Origin of the sequence: Marinomonas communis, from assembly GCF_004363305.1 — a bacterium.
GTDB lineage: Bacteria > Pseudomonadota > Gammaproteobacteria > Pseudomonadales > Marinomonadaceae > Marinomonas > Marinomonas communis.
On record NZ_SNZA01000003.1, the window covers coordinates 460,635 to 479,644 of the forward strand.

Sequence of the window (19,010 nt, forward strand, 5' to 3'; positions counted from 1 at the left end):
AAAATTGCAAAAAAAAAGTAATCATGTGCACACGATGTTCACTAAATTGGAAAATATGAAATATCTGTGCTTAATTTTCCTTGTTGTCCCCAATGAAACATGTGATTTATATCTTTCTGAAGGTGAGTTAAGGAAAATTATTTTCTTAAGTCTATGAATTTTATATAAAAATAATAATTCGTTAGATTTTATGATATTACCATATTTAAATTAAGTACGAATAATGTATCTAGAGTGAATTGAGGGTGCAAATAAGTTGCGCAGTATTGATTAAATGTGGACGAATATTACAGTGTCAGTAAGTGGCTTGCACAGTTCGAGCGCTGTACATAATAAGTGAATCAACAGAAAGGAAACCGATTTATGAAAAAGACTCTTGTTGCTATCGCAGTTTCAAGTGCCGCATTAACTTCAGTATCTGCGTTTGCAGCAGACGACACAGTTAATTTCGACGTTTACGGTAACATTCAGCTTGTATACGCTGATTCTAAAGACGACGACTCTGAAATTGCTGACAACGGCTCTACTTTTGGCTTCCAAGGTAGCACAGCCATTAGTGATGACCTAACAGGCTTCTTCAAGTACGAACTTGAACTAGATGCGGACGACAAAACTCGTAACGGAGATGACTCATTCGGTGTAGATCTTGATCAGGCTTACGTAGGTCTTCAAGGTTCATTTGGTAAAGTACAAGTAGGTTCTTTCGATACGCCTTACAACAACGCGATCCAAGACTCTTTAGATCAGTTTGAGTACCTTGGTGCTCACACAGCGTCTCTTACTAGTGAAGGTGATACTATCGCGTTCTACTCACCAAACATCTACGGTTTTGAATTCCAAACAGCGATTCAAGTAAAAGGCTCTAACGATTCTTCTACTGATGCTGGTGCTGTAAACCAATCTGATGACGGTACGGCTAGCCAAATGGTTCTTAAGTACTCTGTTGACGCGCTAACAGTTGCTCTTGGTTATGACAACCTTGCAAACGTTATCGGCAAAGAAGATACAAGCACTTACGGTCTAAATGTTGGTTTCCAAGTAAACCCAGCACTTTCTGTTTCTTTCCAGTATGAAGACGAAACTGATGTAGCTGAAACATTTGGTCTAGGCGCTCGCTTCAACTACGGTTCAGGTGATCTATACGGTACAATTCAAACCGTTGATCAAGAAGGCTCTGCAACTGACTACGATATGTACGGCATCGGTGCTACTTACAACCTAGCATCTAACATGTATGTATATGCTGAATACGGTCAAACTGGTTCTACTGAAGATAAAGTTACTGCAGCAGGTGCTACATACCTATTCTAATCCCTTACCTTTAAGTGGATTATGTTTACTCTAAGGCTCCCAATTGGGAGCCTTATGTTAAATGTGATCATTCAAGGTTCCATACGTCCTTTTTCGTTCGGAGATAGACTGACTGGAACATTTAGGCATTAGGTCGTTGACCTAGTGCCTTTTTTTATATGAATTGTTGCCTATTACTTTCAAATATTAATAGACTTAGTCGTCTATTATTTGATCAGGTTGCCGTTCATGTTAAATATGAATTTCTCAGTACCTGTACTCTTGAATGCAGGGCAGTTGGATTGGGTGCCTAGCCCGATGCCTGGAGTGGACAGAAAACCTCTAGCTAGAGAAGACATGGAGCGTGGTCATGCAACCAGTATTGTTCGCTACGCCCCTGGCTCTATCTTTCGTCCTCACCCTCATCCTCTTGGAGAAGAGATTTTGGTGCTGTCGGGAGAATTTTGTGATGAGGCGGGCTGCTTTCCGCAGGGAACCTATTTTCGAAACCCTCCAGGGTCAAGCCATGCTCCTTTCAGTCCAAAGGGGTGTATATTATTTGTCAAACTACATCAATTTCAGCCTTTAGATACTCAGCAAGTGGTTTCTAAGGCTCAGGCGTTTCATGAACTGCCGCTCCGTCACTATGTTGCTCTACACGAATATGAAACGGAAAGGGTCGGTTTTATTCGGCTGGATGTAGGGGATGAGCGAGCATTTAAATCCTCGCTGCCGATTGATGATGGTGCTGTTGAATTGCTGGTGGTAAGTGGCTCTGTCCGTTATGGCGAACATTCATATCCGTCGCTAAGTTGGTTGCGTTTACCCGTGCTAGACTGGCATACATTCTCTATCTCAGAACAAAGCATCTTGTGGGTAAAGCAAGGTCATTTTTAAGCAAGGAACATTATGAGCCAGTATATTATCTCCCCTGAAGCAGAAGTCTCTTTACCTATCGAAGGGATGACAGAAAGATTCCCTGTGCGTCGCGTTTATTGTGTGGGGCGAAACTACGCTGCTCATGCTCGTGAGATGGGCGATGACCCTTCCAGAGATTTGCCATTTTTCTTTTGTAAAGACAAGACCTGTGTACAGTGGGTAGCTCCTGGTGAGGATAATTTTATACCCTATCCACAGGCAACAAAGCAGCTTGAATATGAAGTTGAACTAGTTGTTGCGTTAACAAAAGGGGGGAAGAATCTAAAGTTAGCTGAGGCTGATGAGGCGATTTGGGGCTACAGTGTTGGTCTTGATATGACTCGTCGAGATTTACAGTCTCAAGCTAAGCAGAAAGGGCGACCTTGGGAGTCTGGAAAAGCTTTCGATCACAGTGCTCCTATGTCATCGATTGTTCCTAGAAATGGCGAAGCAATACTTAATCAAGGTGATATTGCGCTAAGTGTGAACGGAAAGCTTATGCAGCACAGCAATCTCACTCATTTAACCTGGGATTTGGCTGAGGTGGTTGTGAAGCTATCTGAGCAATTTGAATTACGCCCGGGAGATCTTATTATGACAGGTACCCCTGAGAACGTAGGAGCAGTTCAAGCGGGGGATATAATGGAAGCCTCCGTGGAAGGTGTTGGCAAGATTGTGGTCCAAGTACGCTAAAATCAGCTTTGTAGGTTGTTGAAGGCTAGAAATGCAGTATTAAGTGATTCTGCCTGTTTAGTGAGTCCTTTTTCATGGAGCAGATAGGCCGCAGTTTCAGCAGTACACAAACCACCATCGAGTTGGTTGCGACGTCTTTGAAAGCTCGATTGTTGGTTAGGGATTGAGTAGTGCTGGAACCTCTTTAAATACTCTGTCCTGTTATATATTTTGCGTGCTTGTTGCCAAGTACTATCTAGAAGGATGACATGCTCGGCTTGGCTAACCGTTAAAGGTTCTGAGAGTGCATCAAAATGCTCAGGCTCTGCTGTTGGGTAAATGAGCAATGTTTTGTCTAACGGCAAGCTTGCGAGTTGCTTGTCGGGCTCTGTTCTTTTCCATACAACGACAGTGCATGCTTGAGGGAGTTGAGCTTTAACGATTTGGCCTGTGCCGTTAGGTTTTTTTAGCTCTTCGGAGTGAGTCAGTAGCCAGATATGCATGAGGAAGTTCTGTAACGCAGTTTGGTGATGAGTATAAGTTCATCATAGCAAAAAGTGGAGGGGATGGTTTAGTGTCCTCTCCACTTTTCTAAAAGGCTACTCTTTACCGATAGAACCGATTTTGTGGATGCTTAAATCTGCACCGTTAAACTCTTCTTCTTCCGTTAGGCGTAGTCCAGAAATGGCTTTGACAGCGCCATAAACGATAAAGCCACCTAATAATGCAACGCCAACCCCTGCAAGTGTGCCAATTAGTTGGGCAGTAAAGCTTACGCCGCCAAGTCCACCTAGAGATGAGCTGCCGAAAATGCCTGCAGCAATACCACCCCAAGCACCACAAATGCCGTGAAGTGGCCAAACGCCTAGCACATCATCAACAGAGTGCAATTTTTGTTGGATCCATGTGAATAGTACGGTGAATAATATGCCTGCAATCCCACCAGTGATTAATGCGCCGATTGGATGCATGACATCAGATCCTGCACAGACCGCGACTAAACCTGCTAAGGGGCCATTATGAATAAAGCCTGGGTCGTTTTTACCAATCAGCATGGCGGTCAATACGCCGCCCACCATGGCCATCAAAGAGTTGACAGCAACAAGGCCGCTGACACCATCAAGTGTTTGCGCTGACATAACGTTAAAGCCAAACCAGCCAATACAAAGGATCCACGCACCCAGCGCTAGGAATGGAATGTTAGAGGGAGCAAAAGCAACCAGTTTGCCTTGACGAAAGCGGCCGTTACGAGTGCCAAGTAAAAGAATGGCTGCCAAGGCAACCCAGCCGCCAACACCATGCACGACAACTGATCCAGCAAAGTCGTGGAAGCTTGCGCCGTAGTTCGCCTCTAGCCAGTTTTGGAAGCCATAATTACCATTCCAAATAATACCTTCAAAAAATGGGTAAACTAAACCAACGATAACAGCTGCTGAGATGAGCATAGGATAAAATTTCGCACGTTCTGCAACACCACCAGAAATAATGGCAGGGATCGCCGCGGCAAAAGTCATCAGGAAGAAAAACTTCACCAGCTCATAGCCGTTATTCGCAGATAGCACCTCAGCACTATCAAAGAAAGTAACGCCGTAGGCGATTTGATAACCGACGAAAAAATATACGAGCGCCGAGACTGCGAAGTCTGTCATGATTTTTACCAGGGCGTTGACTTGGTTCTTGTGTCGAACGGTGCCGACTTCCAAGAATGCAAACCCTGCATGCATAGCGAAGACCATTATCGCGCCGAGTAGAATAAATAAGGTATTTGAGCTTGAGACTAATGTCTCAACTGCACTATTAATGTGATCCACATCTTCTCCTATTAAGGTGTTTTTGCACCGTTTTGGTGATTGTTATTGTCTTTATGCTTTTTTTTGATTCATAAAGCGTGTGAGTGAGGTGTCCATTCCTCGGCGTGAGTCTGAATAAGCAATAAATGTGCCTTTTTTGTTCTTTTTTGGTGCCTGTGTTTGTTTTTAGTGCTATTGAGTGATTTGTCTTGGTGCTTTTGGCTTAGGTTGTCAATAAAGTGTCACTTTGGAGGCTTATACTTGAAGAGGATATGCTGTCTGACAATAAATAGAATGTACTGTGCACCCTTTGTGTAATTTTGGGGTTTCTATTTTTTTTTAGTCGACATATTATCGATTGGTAGCTGTTTAAAAATAACTCAAATGTAAAAGGGATTTAGGCAGCACAAAGGAACACTATCTCGCTGGATTGGCGGGATGAACAGTTTAACAAGCTACCGATGAGGGTAGTAAGCGTAAAAGAGGTTGTTATGTCAGATCAATTGGTATCCGGTATCGTTAAATGGTTTAACGACGAGAAAGGATTTGGTTTTATTGAGCGTGATGGTGGTTCAGACGTGTTTGTTCATTACCGCGCAATCAACGGTACTGGTCGCCGTACTTTGCAAGAAGGTCAAAAAGTGACGTTTGAGGTAACTCAAGGTCAAAAAGGTCCTCAAGCTGAGAATGTCACGATTGTTTGATCTGGCATAGAAAGTAAAAAGCCAAGCAATTTGCTTGGCTTTTTTGTGTCTGTTTATCTCATTACTCGATCATTCCTAGGCTTACCCAGTAAAGCAGATCTGGATCCGCTTCACGTGGTAATTCGAATGGAATGAACTTCTGGTCTTCATTTAAGTATCGGCTTTTCGGGAAGCTGTCTACTAAGATGCTCAAGTTCTGTTTCGCTTCTTCGTATAACCCTAAGTCCATATATGCTTGAATTGTGACAGCTAGCGCTTCTTCAACAGAAGGGGTTGAAGGGTAGTGCTGGATGACTTCTTGACCTCTACGCAGAGCCGACAGTGGTGCTTTACGCTTGAAGTAATAATGTGCAATGGCCAGCTCTTGTTCTGCAATCAAGTTGCGCAAGTATACCATTCTCGATTTTGCATCAGGTGCATATTCGCTGCTAGGGAAGCGGCGTAGGAAGTCTGCAAATTCACTGAATGCCTTATCAAATTCGCTGGTATCTCTTTCTGCTGGATTAAGATCTAAATAACGTCCTAAGAAGGTTTCTGCGCCTTTGTAAGTAGAAAGGCCACGCATATAGTATGCGTAATCCAGTGCGTTATTATCTGGGTAGTTTTTAATGAAGCGTTCTGCTGTTGCATGCGCGGCGGCATAGTTGCCGGCCTCAAATTGAGCGTAGATTAGGTCTAAGCGAGCTGGAATGGAATATTCGCCAAATGGGTAGCGAGTTTCAAGTTGCTTCAGTTGCTCTGCCGCGGTCGTAGGAAGATTGTTGTCTAGTGCTTCTTGAGCAAGACGGAAATATTCTTTCTCTGGAAGATCTGGTTCAACAGTTGGTTGATTGCTAGAGCAGGCCGTCAAAACAGCGTAAAAGCTCGCAATTGTCAGAAATCGTGACAATGTCTTATTAAATCCCATGTATAATACAACCCTAGTAAACGAGGCATAGCCTACAATCATGGCTATGCGGTTAGCATATTTCGCGTCGAGAGGACGCAGCATCGAGCATAGAAAGTTTATTGTATGGCAGAGCGCATAGTAAAAGAAGCCCAAGTTACGTTGGATTTCTCTGGTCAGCGATTTGATCAAATTGCTACCGAATTATTTTCAGATTATTCACGTTCAAGAATCCAAAGCTGGATCAAAGAAGGTGTCTTGCTTGTTGATGGTAAGCAAACAAAACCAAAAGAAAAGTTGTTTGGTGGTGAGACGATTACCTTAGATGTTGAGTTAGAAGAGCAGGCCGTCCATGATGCTCAAGAGATACCGCTTGAGATTGTCTACGAAGATGAAGACATTTTAGTTATCAACAAGCCTGCAGGCTTAGTCGTTCATCCAGCGGCTGGACACAGTGATGGGACTTTGCTTAATGCTATTTTGCATCATGCTCCTGAAACAGCCATGGTGCCGCGAGCTGGCATTGTGCATCGTTTGGATAAAGAAACGACTGGTCTAATGGTGGTGGCTAAGACGCTGCAAGCGCAGACGGATCTGGTTGCTCAACTTCAAGATCGCAGTATGGGGCGTGAATATGAGGCTATTGCCATCGGTGCAATGACCGGTGGCGGCGTAGTGGATGAGCCAATTGGTCGTCACCCACACAACCGTCAGAAAATGGCTGTTGAGCCTATACACGGAAAAGAAGCGATTACTCATTATCGATTGATTAAGCGTTACAATAACCACACCCACATTCGCCTAAAGTTGGAAACGGGGCGTACGCACCAGATTCGTGTGCACATGGCACATATTCAGTATCCACTGGTTGGTGATCCGCAATACGCAGGTCGTTTAAAAATGCCGAAGGGATGCTCTCCAGAGCTTCAAGAGGGTTTGCGTGGCTTCCGTCGCCAAGCGTTGCATGCGAAGAAGTTAGAGCTTTCTCACCCTGCTACAGGTGAGTGGATGGAGTGGGAAGTGGATTTACCAGAAGATATGTTGGAGTTGATTCAAATTCTTGAGACGGATTTGGATAACGGCGGACAAAACCAATATATATAATGTGATATGTTTCAAAAAGGCAGCTGAGGCTGCCTTTTTATTTGCCTGTGAATTTGATGGTGATTGAAATGGATAAAATGAAAGAGCTAGTTGTGCCTGAGTGGCCTGCTCCTCGTATGGTAAAGGCCTGTGTTTCAACACGATTGGGAGGAATGAGTAAGGGGGTCTATCAGGGGATGAACTTAGGGGCTCATGTTGGCGATGCTCCAGACCTAGTTGAAGCAAACCGAGCTGAATTGAAGCGCCTTACGAATTACCCTAATACGATTCAATGGCTTAACCAAGTGCACTCAGATATCGCCATCGAGTTGCCAACGGAGGCTGATGAGCGAACGGCCGATGCGTCTTTTACTAAGCAGGATAATACAGTCTGTGCGGTCTTAACGGCAGATTGTTTGCCGGCAATCTTCACCAATAAAGAAGGTACGCAAGTGGCAGCAGCGCACGCTGGGTGGCGTGGGTTGTGTGATGGTGTGTTGGAATCGACTCTTAAGCAATTTAATGAGCCTAGTGACGTGTTGGTTTGGCTCGGGCCAGCTATCGGTCCAGATTGCTTTGAGGTAGGAGCAGAGGTGCGTCAAGCATTTATGGATGTGGATCCTGAGGCTGAAAGCGCTTTTAAGCCTTCGTCCAATCAAGGTAAGTGGCTTGGTGATTTGTATCTAATCGCTAAGCAGCGCTTGGCCAAATTAGGTTGTCAGCAAGTGTTTGGTGGTGACTTGTGTACTGTGACGGACAAAGAACGCTTTTACTCCTACCGTCGTGATGGAGTAACCGGTCGAATGGCGACACTTATTTGGATAGAAAAATGATGACTGTCAAAAAAATGACACTCATCCATTGAAAAGCAAAATAGTGATCTTATAAAGCTAGTAGAAGACAGTTTTGTTATCGATTTCGGAGGTCATTATGCGAATTGATCGATTAACCAGTAAGTTGCAAATTGCTCTATCAGATGCTCAGTCTGTGGCGCTAGGGCAGGATCACAATTACATTGAAGCCGTGCATTTGTTGATAGCGTTGCTTGATCAGCAGGGCGGTGGCGTACGACCTATTCTGCAGCAGTCTGGCGTGCAGATAACGAAGTTTCGTGAAGAGTTAAATAAGATTCTAGAGCGTATGCCGAAAGTCTCTAATCATGATGGCAACGTACAAATGTCACCAGAATTGGGGAGATTGCTTAACTTAGCCGATAAAGAAGCGCAAAAGCGTAAGGATCAATACATTTCATCAGAACTGATCCTACTGGCAATGTTTGATGGTAAAGATGATGTGGCTAAGGCGCTCAAAGCAACGGGCGTTACCAAAGCCGATATCGCTTCGGTCATCGATTCCATTCGTGGTGGTGATGCAGTCAACGACCCTAATGCTGAAGAGAACCGTCAGTCGTTAGACAAGTTTACTGTGGACTTAACTGCTCGCGCTTCAGAAGGTCGTTTAGATCCTGTGATTGGTCGTGACGATGAGATCCGTCGTACGATCCAAGTATTGCAGCGTCGTCGCAAAAACAACCCTGTACTGATTGGTGAGCCCGGGGTGGGTAAAACTGCCATTGTTGAGGGTTTGGCGCAGCGCATCATTAATGGAGAGGTGCCCGAAGGTCTCAAGAATAAGCGTGTCTTGTCCCTAGACATGGGGGCCTTGATCGCGGGTGCAAAATACCGTGGTGAATTTGAAGAGCGTTTGAAAGGCGTTTTGAATGAATTGGCGAAGCAAGAGGGCCAGATCATTCTGTTTATTGATGAAATCCATACCATGGTAGGAGCTGGTAAATCAGAAGGCTCTATGGATGCAGGCAACATGTTAAAGCCTGCTCTAGCTCGTGGTGAGCTTCATTGTGTGGGGGCAACCACATTGGATGAGTATCGCCAGTTTATTGAGAAAGATGCAGCGCTTGAGCGTCGTTTCCAGAAGGTGTTGGTAGAAGAGCCAAATGTGCTGGACTCCATCGCTATTTTGCGTGGCTTAAAAGAACGCTACGAAGTACACCACGGTGTTGATATTACTGACTCGGCAATCATTGCTGCTGCAAAGCTGTCTCAGCGTTATATCACGGATCGCCAACTGCCAGATAAGGCAATTGACCTGATTGATGAAGCGGCCAGTCGCATTCGCATGGAAATGGACTCTAAACCAGAGGAGATGGATCGTCTAGAGCGTCGTTTGATTCAGCTTAAGATTGAACAAGAAGCCCTTAAGAAAGAAAAAGATAAAGCCTCAAAACAGCGTTTAGCTGAGCTTGAAGATGATATTGATGGTTTGGAAAAGCAATTCTCAGATCTGGAAGAAATTTGGAATGCTGAGAAGGCAGCCGTTCAAGGTGCACAAAAACTTAAAGAAGAGTTGGAAGGTGTGCGCCAAGAAATGGAGGAGGCGCGTCGACAAGGTAACTTGGCAAAAATGTCTGAGTTGCAATACGGTGTCATTCCAATGTTAGAGGCAGAAATCGAAAAAGCGGCTCAGGCAGAAGAACACGAGGCGGAAACTCAGCTGCTGAAAAACCGCGTGACAGAAGAAGAGATTGCCACTGTTGTGTCTCGCTGGACCGGTATTCCAGTCGATAAAATGCTCGAAGGTGAGCGCGATAAACTGCTGCGTATGGAAGATGCCTTGCATGAATCGGTGATTGGACAAGATGAAGCGGTGAACGCGGTTTCCAATGCGGTGCGTCGCTCGCGCTCAGGTTTGGCAGATCCAAATCGCCCCAATGGTTCTTTCTTATTCTTAGGTCCGACCGGTGTAGGTAAGACTGAGTTGTGTAAATCGTTGGCGAAGTTCTTGTTTGATACCGAGCAGGCAATGGTGCGTGTCGATATGTCTGAGTTTATGGAGAAGCACTCTGTTGCACGTTTGATTGGTGCGCCTCCAGGTTATGTTGGTTACGAAGAAGGTGGTTACTTAACAGAGGCGGTGCGTCGTCGTCCATATTCAGTGTTGCTACTGGATGAAGTGGAGAAAGCGCATCCAGATGTCTTCAATATCTTATTACAGGTGTTGGATGATGGTCGTTTAACGGATGGTCAGGGGCGTACGGTCGACTTCCGCAACACGGTTGTGGTGATGACCTCTAACCTAGGTTCTGACATGATTCAAGAATATCGTAGCAACGACGAATACGAAGCCATTAAGAACAAGGTGATGGAAGTGGTAGGGACGCATTTCCGTCCAGAGTTTATTAACCGTATCGACGAAACGGTGGTGTTCCACCCATTGATGCAATCGCAGATTAAAGGCATTGCTAAGATTCAGTTGGCGCATCTTAATGATCGTTTGGCTGAAATGGGGATGTCGATGAGTTTGAGTGATGCGGCCATGGAGCGCTTAGCTGAAGTGGGTTATGACCCAATTTATGGTGCGCGTCCATTAAAGCGTGCGATTCAGCAATGGATTGAAAACCCATTAGCGAACGAGCTGCTAGGCGGTAAGTTTGTTGCAGGGGACTTGATCAAAGTGGACGTCAACGAAGAAGGGATGACCTTTGAAGCGTTGCAGGAAACTTTGCAAGCATCGTAAGTAATTGATTTGAAAGTCCAACTGCTAGAAGTAAAAAAGCCTGCTTATTAAGCAGGCTTTTTTGTGTCTGCTTGGCTGTCTTATTTAGAAGTCAGCAAAAACACCGATGAAAAAGCCATCAAACTCGATCTCGGAGTCAATGCTGCCTTCATCGATGTCGAAGTTAGCTGTGCGGTAACCGCCTTCTACGCCAACAACAAACGGAGATTGGTATTTAATTTTAAAGGTTGTGTCGTTGATGCTGGAGTCGCCCACATCTAGAGTTTTGATCTCACCGCCAACCTGTAGTGGTAGGGTGGGAATCGTAAAGTAGGCTGATAGGTAACCAGTTGGTATTACAGCACTTTCAGATGCTCTAGAAGAGCCTACGCGAGCATCGATGTCTAGATCACGTAGAGAGATACCTACATCAAGATCAAGCCATGCAAGGCCATCAAGGATCTCGTAATAAAGGGTGTAGTCAGTGCTGTCGATTTTGATATCAGCATCAGCGCTATAACCTTCCAGTGTCGAGCCTTGTAGACGTACATTAGGGATTAATGGTACTGGATGTTCGAAAGCGATACCGTAGTAAGTGTTGTCTTCGCCATCGAAATCAACGTTACGCGTGGTGTTGTCGATACGGCCATCAAACGAGGCGTCAGGAGAGAATTGTCCTACCTCAGCAGTAAGACCAAGAACATCTGCTTGTGCAGCGCCTGCAAGAAGTAGAGTAGAGGCAATCAAAGCTTTCTTCATGAAAGTAGTCCCTATAGTGAGTTTGATTTTCACGGATTATAACTAAGTGTGAATTAAAAACTAAGGGAAGAGGAAAGAAAGTTATAATATTTTTGATGGCTGGGGTAGCTGGATTCGAACCAACGCATGACGGGATCAAAACCCGTTGCCTTACCGCTTGGCTATACCCCAACTTATCAAAAAGCTGGTGGCTATGACTAGATTCGAACTAGTGACCCCATCATTATGAGTGATGTGCTCTAACCAACTGAGCTACATAGCCTTGTGCTGAAGTGTATTTTGATGGCTGGGGTAGCTGGATTCGAACCAACGCATGACGGGATCAAAACCCGTTGCCTTACCGCTTGGCTATACCCCAATTCATCAAAATTGGTGGCTATGACTAGATTCGAACTAGTGACCCCATCATTATGAGTGATGTGCTCTAACCAACTGAGCTACATAGCCTTTGCAAGAGAGTGGCTGGGGTAGCTGGATTCGAACCAACGCATGACGGGATCAAAACCCGTTGCCTTACCGCTTGGCTATACCCCAACAATCTCGCAACACAGACAGTTTTGAAACAATGCTTCGCTGTGTCTGTGGCGCGATATTATTCATATAACCCATTCATGGGTCAAGGTTTTTTTTGAAAAAAGTTAAACATTAAAACGGAAGTGCATAACATCGCCATCTTTCACGATGTAGTCCTTACCTTCTAGGCGCCATTTGCCCGCTTCTTTTGCACCGTTCTCTCCTTTGTATTGAATAAAATCGTTGTAGGCAACGACTTCGGCACGGATAAAACCTTTTTCAAAGTCTGTATGGATCACGCCAGCGGCTTGAGGGCCTGTAGCGCCTTGTTTAACTGTCCATGCACGGACTTCTTTAACGCCTGCGGTGAAGTAAGTCTGAAGACCTAGTAGCTCGTAGCCTGCGCGAATCACGCGATCAAGGCCTGGCTCTTCCATGCCCATCTCGTCTAGGAATTCTTTCATTTCTTCGGCATCAAGCTCGGAAATTTCAGCTTCTAGCTGGTTACAGATCGGTACCACCATAGCGCCTTCGGCTTCAGCGATCTCACGTACAACGTCCAGGTGAGGATTGTTCTCGAAACCGTCTTCTGAAACGTTTGCGATGTACATGGTTGGCTTAGTGGTTAACAAGTGAAGCTGCTTAACCGCTTTCTTCTGATCGTCTGTTAGGTCCATTGAGCGAACTGGAAGGCCATCTTCTAGATGTGCTTTGATGCTTTCTAGAAACTCTTTATGTGCAATGGCTTCTTTATTGCCGCTCTTAGCGTTCTTGGCAGTACGCAGAATCTGCTTATCAATGGATTCGATGTCTGCAAAGATCAGCTCAAGGTTGATGACCTCGATGTCTGCTTTTGGGTTTACTTGGTTGGCAACGTGGATAACATTGTCATCTTCGAAACAACGTACAACGTGTGCAATCGCATCTGTTTCACGGATATTAGCTAGGAATTTGTTTCCTAGGCCTTCACCTTTCGATGCGCCTTCAACAAGACCTGCGATATCAACGAATTCCATCGTCGTTGCTAATACGCGTTCTGGTTTTACGATTTCTGCTAGAGCGTCTAGACGAGGGTCAGGCATAGCCACTACACCAGCGTTTGGCTCAATAGTACAGAAAGGGAAGTTTTCAGCGCCGATACCGGCTTTGGTTAGCGCATTGAACAGAGTTGATTTGCCGACGTTTGGTAAGCCGACGATACCGCAATTAAAGCCCATAAAGATTTCCTAAAGCTGGTAGTTTTATGCTTTGAAACTATGAAGATGGTTCATGACACTATTCCAATTGTCCGCGACAATGTCTTCGTGATAGCGCAATGACTCATCAATGGTTTGTTCGATTTTTTGGTATTCATCGCTTGGGGCTTTTTTTAGTACGTAGCTTGCCACTTGGCTCGCATGCCCTGGATGACCAATACCAATGCGTACACGACCGAAGTCTCGGTTATTACCGAGTTTGCTGATGATATCTTTTAGACCATTATGGCCGCCGTGGCCACCGCTTTTCTTAAGCTTTACTGTGCCTGGTGCGATATCCAGCTCATCGTGGACGACTAGAACTTCTTGGGGAGAGATCTTATAGAATTGGCAAACGGCCTGAACGGCTTTGCCACTTAAATTCATATAGGTCGTAGGAATCAGCAGATAACATTCCTGCCCACCTATAAAAACTTTTCCGAATTGACCGAAAAATTTCTTTTCAGTTCGAAGAGAACACTGGCTCATACGAGCCAGTGCTTCTATCCATTGTGCGCCAGCATTGTGGCGGGTGTTTTCATATTCAGAACCTGGGTTACCCAGGCCAACGAGTAATCTAAAACCTGCCACAGACTTGCCTCAATGATTAACGCTTAGCTTTACCGATACGAGCGATAGGTTGGTTGTGGTCTTCGCCTTTAAGAAGAGCAACCAATTCAACGCCTTCTGGTAGTTGAGCGTCAGAAAGGTGGAAGATGTCACCTAGTTGACCTTTGATAACGTCAACTTCTAGTGCAGCTGGTAGGTCTTTTGGAAGACAACGAACTTCAGCAAGTTTCGCTTCAACTTGTAGACGACCACCTTGAGATTTAACACCTTCAGACTTCGCAGCGTTTACGAAGTTTAGAGGAACGCGAGTTACTAGTTTCGCAGCAGAATCAACGCGTTGGAAATCGATGTGCATTACATCGCCAGACGCTGGGTGACGTTGTAGAGACTTAACGATTACTTCTTGCTCTGCGCCATCGATAGAAACTTTAACTACGCTAGTTAGAAAAGCTGTGCTTTCAACTGCTTTCGCAACTTCGTTGCTTTTGAACGTTACAGAAACCGCGTCAGTGTTGCCACCGTATACTACAGCTGGAACAAGACCCGCGTGACGAAGGCGGCGGCTCGCACCTTTACCTTCTTCGTTACGTACAGAAGCGTTTAGTACTAGAGACATTTTGAATATCCTAAAATAAATTAAGTTTTGCCCAGAACTGCGACCCGTTCCGAGCGTTAATGTTTGGCTTAGGCCCCAAACATGGCACTAATTGACTCTTCGTTGCATACGCGACGAACAGCCTCAGCCATAATGTCAGACATTGACAGTTGGCGGATTTGTGGGCAATTCTGTGCGGCTTGTGATAACGGAATCGTATCCGTCACTACCAATTCATCCAGTACAGAATTGCTAATATTCTCAATCGCTTTGCCAGACAGTACTGGGTGAGTACAGTAAGCCAAAACTTTCGATGCACCGTGTTCTTTTAGTGCTTTCGCGGCAGCACATAAGGTACCGCCTGTGTCACACATATCATCTACCAGCACACAAGTTTTACCTTCAACATCACCGATTAGGTGCATGATTTGTGCTTCGTTAGCGCGTGGACGACGCTTATCGATGATCGCTAGGTCAGCATCATCTAATAACTTTGCAAAGGCGCGAGCACGAACCACACCACCTACATCAGGTGATACAACGGTAATGTTCTCATGGCCTTGGCGTTGTAGATCGTCTAGCAACAATGGTGTCGCGTAAACGTTGTCTACTGGAATATCAAAAAAACCTTGGATCTGGTCAGCATGCAGGTCAACGGTGAGCACACGGTTGATGCCTACAGCAGAAATCATATCCGCCACTACTTTTGCAGTAATCGGTACACGAGCCGAACGTACACGACGGTCTTGGCGTGCATAACCAAAGTACGGAATCACCGCTGTAACTCGGGTAGCCGACGCACGACGCAGCGCATCAGCCATTACAATCAGTTCCATTAGGTTGTCGTTGCTTGGAGCACAGGTTGATTGGATGATGAAAACGTCTTTACCACGAACGTTTTCGTTGATTTCAACTGTGATCTCACCGTCACTGAATTTCCCAACCGTTGCGTTGCCGATAGGAAGACCTAGACGGCGAACAACTCGACGAGCAAGTTCCGGGTTGGCATTACCGGTAAAAACCATCAACTTGGACACTGTGTATACCCTTTGTATTTATAGCGATGAAAAAGAGACTGGCGTTTATTCAGCACTCAGTATGCTGAGATGCAATCCACTGGTTCAGTGCGTTGTGAGTGGGCGAGGTGTTACAACCTCGACAAACCCAAGCCTGCCATTTATCTGGTACAGCGGCTTTCACTCGGTTCGCTTCATCAATTGAGTCGAACGCTAAAAACAAACAAGCACCTGTGCCAGTTAGCTTTGCGTCGCCAAATTGTTGTAGCCAAAGAAACGCTTCATCCACTTCAGAATAAAGTCTTCTAACGACTTCGAGGCAATCGTTATGCCCCTCCAGTTTCAAGGCGTGCGATATTCTGATGGCAGGGGTGTCTCTTGTCAAATATTTATCGGTAAAAATTTGACCAGTTGGTACTTCGCAATTTGGCTTTAACAGCAGGTAAAACGGGGTCTCAGGCTCAACTTTAGAGAGCTTCTCACCGATCCCTTCTGCGAATGCTGAATGCCCAAAAACAAAGATAGGAACGTCCGCGCCAAGTTGCTTACCCAATGCGGCGAGTGTCTCTAAAGGTAAGTGGCATTGCCACAGCTGGTTCAAGGCAAGTAGTGTTGTGGCAGCGTTGCTACTACCACCGCCAATACCACCTCCCATAGGAAGGCATTTGTCGATTTCGATGTGAATGCCGGTGTTATTTGAGCGATAAGGTTCGAGTAGACGAGCTGCCTTAACAATTAGATTGTGTTCAAAAGGTACGCCAGGAATTTCAGGGGATAAACTGATTAAGCTATCGCTGTCTGTCACAGAAAAGTGCATGTGATCAGCCACATCAATGAACTGAAACACCGTCTGCAATTCGTGATAACCATCCTCTCTTTGCCCTGTGATGTGCAAAAATAAGTTCAGTTTTGCTGGGGAGGGTAAGGCTAGCGACGTCATTGTACCGCCCAATCTGTGATAATTAGGTTAACACGGTATGGCGTATGCGTGACTTGCATCCGTTGTGGCAGTTTTAACGTATCCACATTGGTGAACTCTTTATAGCTGATCGTCCAACCATCTTGAATGATTTGCTCTGGCGTACCGTCCTCTCGATATTCGATTTCAGCTGCAGTGTTTGGGGCAGCTAGACCACGTATCCAATACTGAACGTTAGTGACTGGAAAATGCCAACCAAGCTCATGGTAAAGAAGTGCTTCGGCACTGGGGCCAACTTGAACTTTATCCTCGTAGCTAAGTGTTGCCTCGCTGCCAGGTGTACCCTCCAAGCGTGTGGCACCTTGTCCAAAAGGGCCATAAATATTGAGCTCATAAAATTCTTTAGTATGCGACCAATTAAAATTGCCTGAGATTGCATCTGAGTCTGTGCGAATGCCAACACGACCTTCGGTTTGCCATGCTTGAATGTCTTCAACGGAGTCTGGAGTTGGGGCTGTAGGCATTTTGGGGGTCATGCTACAACCAGCCAAGATCGCTGATGTGACGACACCGGCAATGATGTGTTTAATGTTCATGTATTTTCCTTATGCTCAGCCAGTAGTTCTGGAGCATATTGCTTAATAGTCTTGCGTAATATGGGCAAATTGGGATTGTCTTGCAGGGCTTCTTGCCAGATTTCTATTGCTTTGTCTGAGTTGGCTAATTGCCAAAGTACTTCACCATAATGAGCACCAATTTCGGCGTCCTGCATTTGTGTCCACGCTTGCTGTAAAAAATCGACAGCTTCATCTAGATTCCCTTTTTTAAAATAGGCCCACCCCATACTGTCAAGGATAGCGGGGTCATCGCTGTCTAACTGGTAAGCTTGCTTAATTAATGTGAAGGCTTGATTAAAATCTTTTGGTGATCGAACCAACATAGTATAACCCAAGGCGTTCATGTAAGCAGAGTCGTCTGGGTGTTTATTCAGCAACCATTTTAAGTCCGCTAAGGCTTGAGGCCACTGTTCGAGAGTGTCATAAGTGATGGCACGTTTGTAGCGTAAACCATCAATCTCGGGAAACACTTTTATGGAGCGAGAAAGTAAATCTATGGCAAGCTCTGGTTGGTTGCGCTCAAGGTGGAGGTCCGCCACGCCTGATACATGTCCGGCTTCTTGATCTTGCTGTGCGCGTTGTAAAATCAGTGGGTTGATTAGCTTCTCTTGCTTTTTATCGTATAGCCAAGTGACTAACAGTTCCGATGCATTCCAGCTAAGTTGTCCATAAACATGTAAAAGGTTGCTGATGGCACTGTCTGTTTGGCCTGCTTGATATTGTGCATTGGCCAAGATGAACAGTAGCTGGTCTTTCAATGCCCCTTGCTTAGGTAGTGAGCTTAATAGTTCGATGGCTGAAAGTGTCTGCCCTTTTTGCAGCAGCAGTTGCCCCATGGCAAGGCCCACTTGTTGAGCCGTAAAGGGAGAAAAATCGGCTGTGTAGAAGGCTTCTAAAGCGCGTTTGTATTGGTCGGTCTTTATCAGTGTTTCCAACAGGTTTGCTGTGATGCGTTGACTCTCTGGGAATTGTGCTAACCCTTTTTCTAGGGTGCGCAGAGCTTTTTTCGAAAAGCCTAGCTGCTCCTCACTAAAGGCTTTGATGATGATTAAGCCTTCTAGTTCTGTCATTGGGGATCGAGACATTAGGCCATTAATGTTTTCGACAATGAATGGATAGCCGCCTTTGATAAACAGCAAATGGTATTGAGCGATTTCAACATAGATGCTCTGGCGCAATGCTTCTTGACTAAGGACAGCTTCAAGCTGTTCGGTAATGTCAGTCTGCCTAATATTTTGATCTACGAAGTTGGGTAGAAAAGCGAGTGATACTTGGCTGTCGAGTGCTTGCTGAAGTAGCTCTGCGGCACTATTGGTATCTCCCTCAACTAAAAGTGCTTGCAATCGTATTGGGTAAATATTGGCGTCATTAGGATCAAGCTCTAGCCATCGAGCACTCGCTTTGAGTACTGCATCGTTGTCATCACTCATAATGGCTGAGGACGTGGCACGCTTTGCAACAGCGGCTTGGTCACTTTGTTGTGCAGCCTCTAGATACAAGGGGCTGGCAAACTCGCTGCCCTGACGTTGCAAAGTGAACTCTGCTGTTAACAGTTGAGTGAGTTGGGCACTGTGGGAAGAGTTCGCAATGGGAGCCCATGTTGGATCAATACTCAACGGCTTAGAAGTTTGTCGGGTCGAACAAGCACTGGTAATGGATGCAAGAGCCAAAATGATTAATGTATTTTTTAGCGAAACTCGGTAGTGCATAGATTGCATAAAGACCTGCCTAGGGTGACCAAATGTATGTCCCACCTATTATGTTAGCCTTGAGTTTACTGTCTTGTCAGCCTTATAAACCGTGGGTGACTGTAAGGAAACAGTACATTTATTGATTTAGTGGGGTGCGAAGAGCTAAAAATTCCACTTATAATAGGGGTATTTAATGCTGTATCTGCCAAGCAGATGTGTTTCTAAAACCAACTGTTCGA

General features: G+C 45.3%; 17 protein-coding genes, 5 tRNA genes and 1 pseudogene. 7 read left to right on the plus strand and 16 right to left on the minus strand.

All coding sequences use genetic code 11. The features are described from left to right. Window positions 1-363: 363 nt before the first annotated feature. The 3 genes from C8D85_RS11245 (at window position 364) to C8D85_RS11255 (ending at window position 2,901) form a co-directional block, all read left to right on the plus strand. On the plus strand, window positions 364-1,311 hold the full coding sequence (locus C8D85_RS11245) for a porin (protein WP_133562684.1): 948 nt from the start codon (window positions 364-366) through the stop codon (window positions 1,309-1,311). Between the two features lie 228 nt (window positions 1,312-1,539). Continuing rightward, window positions 1,540-2,187: a cupin domain-containing protein gene (locus C8D85_RS11250; protein WP_133562686.1), complete on the plus strand. Its 648-nt coding sequence runs from the start codon at window positions 1,540-1,542 to the stop codon at window positions 2,185-2,187. A gap of 12 nt (window positions 2,188-2,199) precedes the next feature. After that, window positions 2,200-2,901, plus strand: coding sequence for a fumarylacetoacetate hydrolase family protein (locus C8D85_RS11255; RefSeq protein ID WP_133562688.1), 702 nt, complete (start codon window positions 2,200-2,202; stop codon window positions 2,899-2,901). 2 nt (window positions 2,902-2,903) lie between these two features. Here C8D85_RS11255 and C8D85_RS11260 read toward each other — a convergent pair. Next, window positions 2,904-3,386 (minus strand): annotated as a pseudogene (locus C8D85_RS11260) (tRNA-uridine aminocarboxypropyltransferase); the annotation flags it as partial. Window positions 3,387-3,479: 93 nt separating this feature from the next. After that, window positions 3,480-4,691 carry an ammonium transporter gene (locus C8D85_RS11265; RefSeq protein WP_133562692.1) on the minus strand — a complete coding sequence of 404 codons (1,212 nt, stop codon included), beginning with the start codon at window positions 4,689-4,691 and terminating at the stop codon, window positions 3,480-3,482. A gap of 470 nt (window positions 4,692-5,161) precedes the next feature. Here C8D85_RS11265 and C8D85_RS11270 point away from each other — a divergent pair, with 470 nt between their 5' ends. Next, window positions 5,162-5,374 (plus strand): cold-shock protein, encoded by a 213-nt coding sequence (locus tag C8D85_RS11270; RefSeq protein WP_133562694.1) that lies wholly within the window; start codon window positions 5,162-5,164, stop codon window positions 5,372-5,374. A 61-nt stretch (window positions 5,375-5,435) separates the two neighbouring features. Here C8D85_RS11270 and C8D85_RS11275 read toward each other — a convergent pair whose 3' ends face one another. Further along, window positions 5,436-6,281 carry an outer membrane protein assembly factor BamD gene (locus C8D85_RS11275; protein ID WP_133562696.1) on the minus strand — a complete coding sequence of 282 codons (846 nt, stop codon included), beginning with the start codon at window positions 6,279-6,281 and terminating at the stop codon, window positions 5,436-5,438. 105 nt (window positions 6,282-6,386) lie between these two features. Between C8D85_RS11275 and rluD the strand changes: the two genes are divergently transcribed. From rluD to clpB, 3 genes are all read left to right on the plus strand, one after another. Then, window positions 6,387-7,364 carry a 23S rRNA pseudouridine(1911/1915/1917) synthase RluD gene (rluD, locus tag C8D85_RS11280; protein WP_133562698.1) on the plus strand — a complete coding sequence of 326 codons (978 nt, stop codon included), beginning with the start codon at window positions 6,387-6,389 and terminating at the stop codon, window positions 7,362-7,364. 68 nt (window positions 7,365-7,432) lie between these two features. Continuing rightward, entirely contained in the window at window positions 7,433-8,176 is a 744-nt protein-coding gene (pgeF, locus tag C8D85_RS11285; RefSeq protein WP_211342179.1) for a peptidoglycan editing factor PgeF, read from the plus strand. Between the two features lie 97 nt (window positions 8,177-8,273). Further along, entirely contained in the window at window positions 8,274-10,877 is a 2,604-nt protein-coding gene (clpB, locus tag C8D85_RS11290) for an ATP-dependent chaperone ClpB (RefSeq protein ID WP_133562700.1), read from the plus strand. 84 nt (window positions 10,878-10,961) lie between these two features. On the opposite strand, the gene C8D85_RS11295 is transcribed toward clpB, so the two are convergent. The 13 genes from C8D85_RS11295 to C8D85_RS11355 all read right to left on the minus strand — a co-directional run bounded on the left by C8D85_RS11295 (window position 10,962) and on the right by C8D85_RS11355 (window position 18,798). After that, window positions 10,962-11,615 (minus strand): TIGR04219 family outer membrane beta-barrel protein, encoded by a 654-nt coding sequence (locus C8D85_RS11295; protein WP_133562702.1) that lies wholly within the window; start codon window positions 11,613-11,615, stop codon window positions 10,962-10,964. Window positions 11,616-11,711: 96 nt separating this feature from the next. After that, window positions 11,712-11,786 (minus strand) — tRNA-Gln (locus tag C8D85_RS11300). Window positions 11,787-11,800: 14 nt separating this feature from the next. After that, window positions 11,801-11,877: transfer RNA gene (locus C8D85_RS11305), tRNA-Met, on the minus strand. Between the two features lie 21 nt (window positions 11,878-11,898). Then, a tRNA-Gln gene (locus C8D85_RS11310) sits at window positions 11,899-11,973 on the minus strand. A gap of 12 nt (window positions 11,974-11,985) precedes the next feature. Beyond that, window positions 11,986-12,062, minus strand: a tRNA-Met gene (locus tag C8D85_RS11315). A 12-nt stretch (window positions 12,063-12,074) separates the two neighbouring features. Beyond that, window positions 12,075-12,149 (minus strand) — tRNA-Gln (locus C8D85_RS11320). A 104-nt stretch (window positions 12,150-12,253) separates the two neighbouring features. Beyond that, window positions 12,254-13,345: a redox-regulated ATPase YchF gene (gene ychF / locus C8D85_RS11325; RefSeq protein ID WP_133562704.1), complete on the minus strand. Its 1,092-nt coding sequence runs from the start codon at window positions 13,343-13,345 to the stop codon at window positions 12,254-12,256. Between the two features lie 24 nt (window positions 13,346-13,369). Continuing rightward, the gene (pth, locus tag C8D85_RS11330; RefSeq protein WP_133562706.1) at window positions 13,370-13,954 is read right to left on the minus strand and encodes an aminoacyl-tRNA hydrolase; all 585 of its coding nucleotides are present in this window, start codon (window positions 13,952-13,954) and stop codon (window positions 13,370-13,372) included. Between the two features lie 16 nt (window positions 13,955-13,970). Continuing rightward, window positions 13,971-14,549 carry a 50S ribosomal protein L25/general stress protein Ctc gene (locus C8D85_RS11335; RefSeq protein WP_133562708.1) on the minus strand — a complete coding sequence of 193 codons (579 nt, stop codon included), beginning with the start codon at window positions 14,547-14,549 and terminating at the stop codon, window positions 13,971-13,973. A 68-nt stretch (window positions 14,550-14,617) separates the two neighbouring features. Further along, window positions 14,618-15,565 (minus strand): ribose-phosphate diphosphokinase, encoded by a 948-nt coding sequence (locus C8D85_RS11340; protein WP_133562710.1) that lies wholly within the window; start codon window positions 15,563-15,565, stop codon window positions 14,618-14,620. A 49-nt stretch (window positions 15,566-15,614) separates the two neighbouring features. Next, complete coding sequence (gene ispE / locus C8D85_RS11345; RefSeq protein ID WP_162847571.1) at window positions 15,615-16,484, minus strand: 4-(cytidine 5'-diphospho)-2-C-methyl-D-erythritol kinase; 870 nt, start codon at window positions 16,482-16,484, stop codon at window positions 15,615-15,617. Continuing rightward, window positions 16,481-17,059, minus strand: coding sequence for a lipoprotein insertase outer membrane protein LolB (gene lolB, locus C8D85_RS11350; protein WP_133562714.1), 579 nt, complete (start codon window positions 17,057-17,059; stop codon window positions 16,481-16,483). Before lolB ends, ispE begins: the two co-directional genes overlap by 4 nt. After that, window positions 17,056-18,798 carry a tetratricopeptide repeat protein gene (locus C8D85_RS11355; RefSeq protein WP_133562716.1) on the minus strand — a complete coding sequence of 581 codons (1,743 nt, stop codon included), beginning with the start codon at window positions 18,796-18,798 and terminating at the stop codon, window positions 17,056-17,058. The genes lolB and C8D85_RS11355 overlap by 4 nt, the downstream gene beginning before the upstream one ends. Window positions 18,799-19,010: the final 212 nt, after the last annotated feature.

Bases quoted from the DNA above. Each gene is read 5' to 3' on its own strand.
- C8D85_RS11245 (WP_133562684.1), top strand. From the start codon at position 364: ATGAAAAAGACTCTTGTTGCTATCGCAGTTTCAAGTGCCGCATTAACT.
- C8D85_RS11250 (WP_133562686.1), top strand. From the start codon at position 1,540: ATGTTAAATATGAATTTCTCAGTACCTGTACTCTTGAATGCAGGGCAG.
- C8D85_RS11255 (WP_133562688.1), top strand. From the start codon at position 2,200: ATGAGCCAGTATATTATCTCCCCTGAAGCAGAAGTCTCTTTACCTATC.
- C8D85_RS11270 (WP_133562694.1), top strand. From the start codon at position 5,162: ATGTCAGATCAATTGGTATCCGGTATCGTTAAATGGTTTAACGACGAG.
- C8D85_RS11275 (WP_133562696.1), bottom strand. From the start codon at position 6,281: ATGGGATTTAATAAGACATTGTCACGATTTCTGACAATTGCGAGCTTT.
- rluD (WP_133562698.1), top strand. From the start codon at position 6,387: ATGGCAGAGCGCATAGTAAAAGAAGCCCAAGTTACGTTGGATTTCTCT.
- pgeF (WP_211342179.1), top strand. From the start codon at position 7,433: ATGGATAAAATGAAAGAGCTAGTTGTGCCTGAGTGGCCTGCTCCTCGT.
- clpB (WP_133562700.1), top strand. From the start codon at position 8,274: ATGCGAATTGATCGATTAACCAGTAAGTTGCAAATTGCTCTATCAGAT.
- C8D85_RS11295 (WP_133562702.1), bottom strand. From the start codon at position 11,615: ATGAAGAAAGCTTTGATTGCCTCTACTCTACTTCTTGCAGGCGCTGCA.
- ychF (WP_133562704.1), bottom strand. From the start codon at position 13,345: ATGGGCTTTAATTGCGGTATCGTCGGCTTACCAAACGTCGGCAAATCA.
- C8D85_RS11335 (WP_133562708.1), bottom strand. From the start codon at position 14,549: ATGTCTCTAGTACTAAACGCTTCTGTACGTAACGAAGAAGGTAAAGGT.
- ispE (WP_162847571.1), bottom strand. From the start codon at position 16,484: ATGACGTCGCTAGCCTTACCCTCCCCAGCAAAACTGAACTTATTTTTG.
- lolB (WP_133562714.1), bottom strand. From the start codon at position 17,059: ATGAACATTAAACACATCATTGCCGGTGTCGTCACATCAGCGATCTTG.
- C8D85_RS11355 (WP_133562716.1), bottom strand. From the start codon at position 18,798: ATGCAATCTATGCACTACCGAGTTTCGCTAAAAAATACATTAATCATT.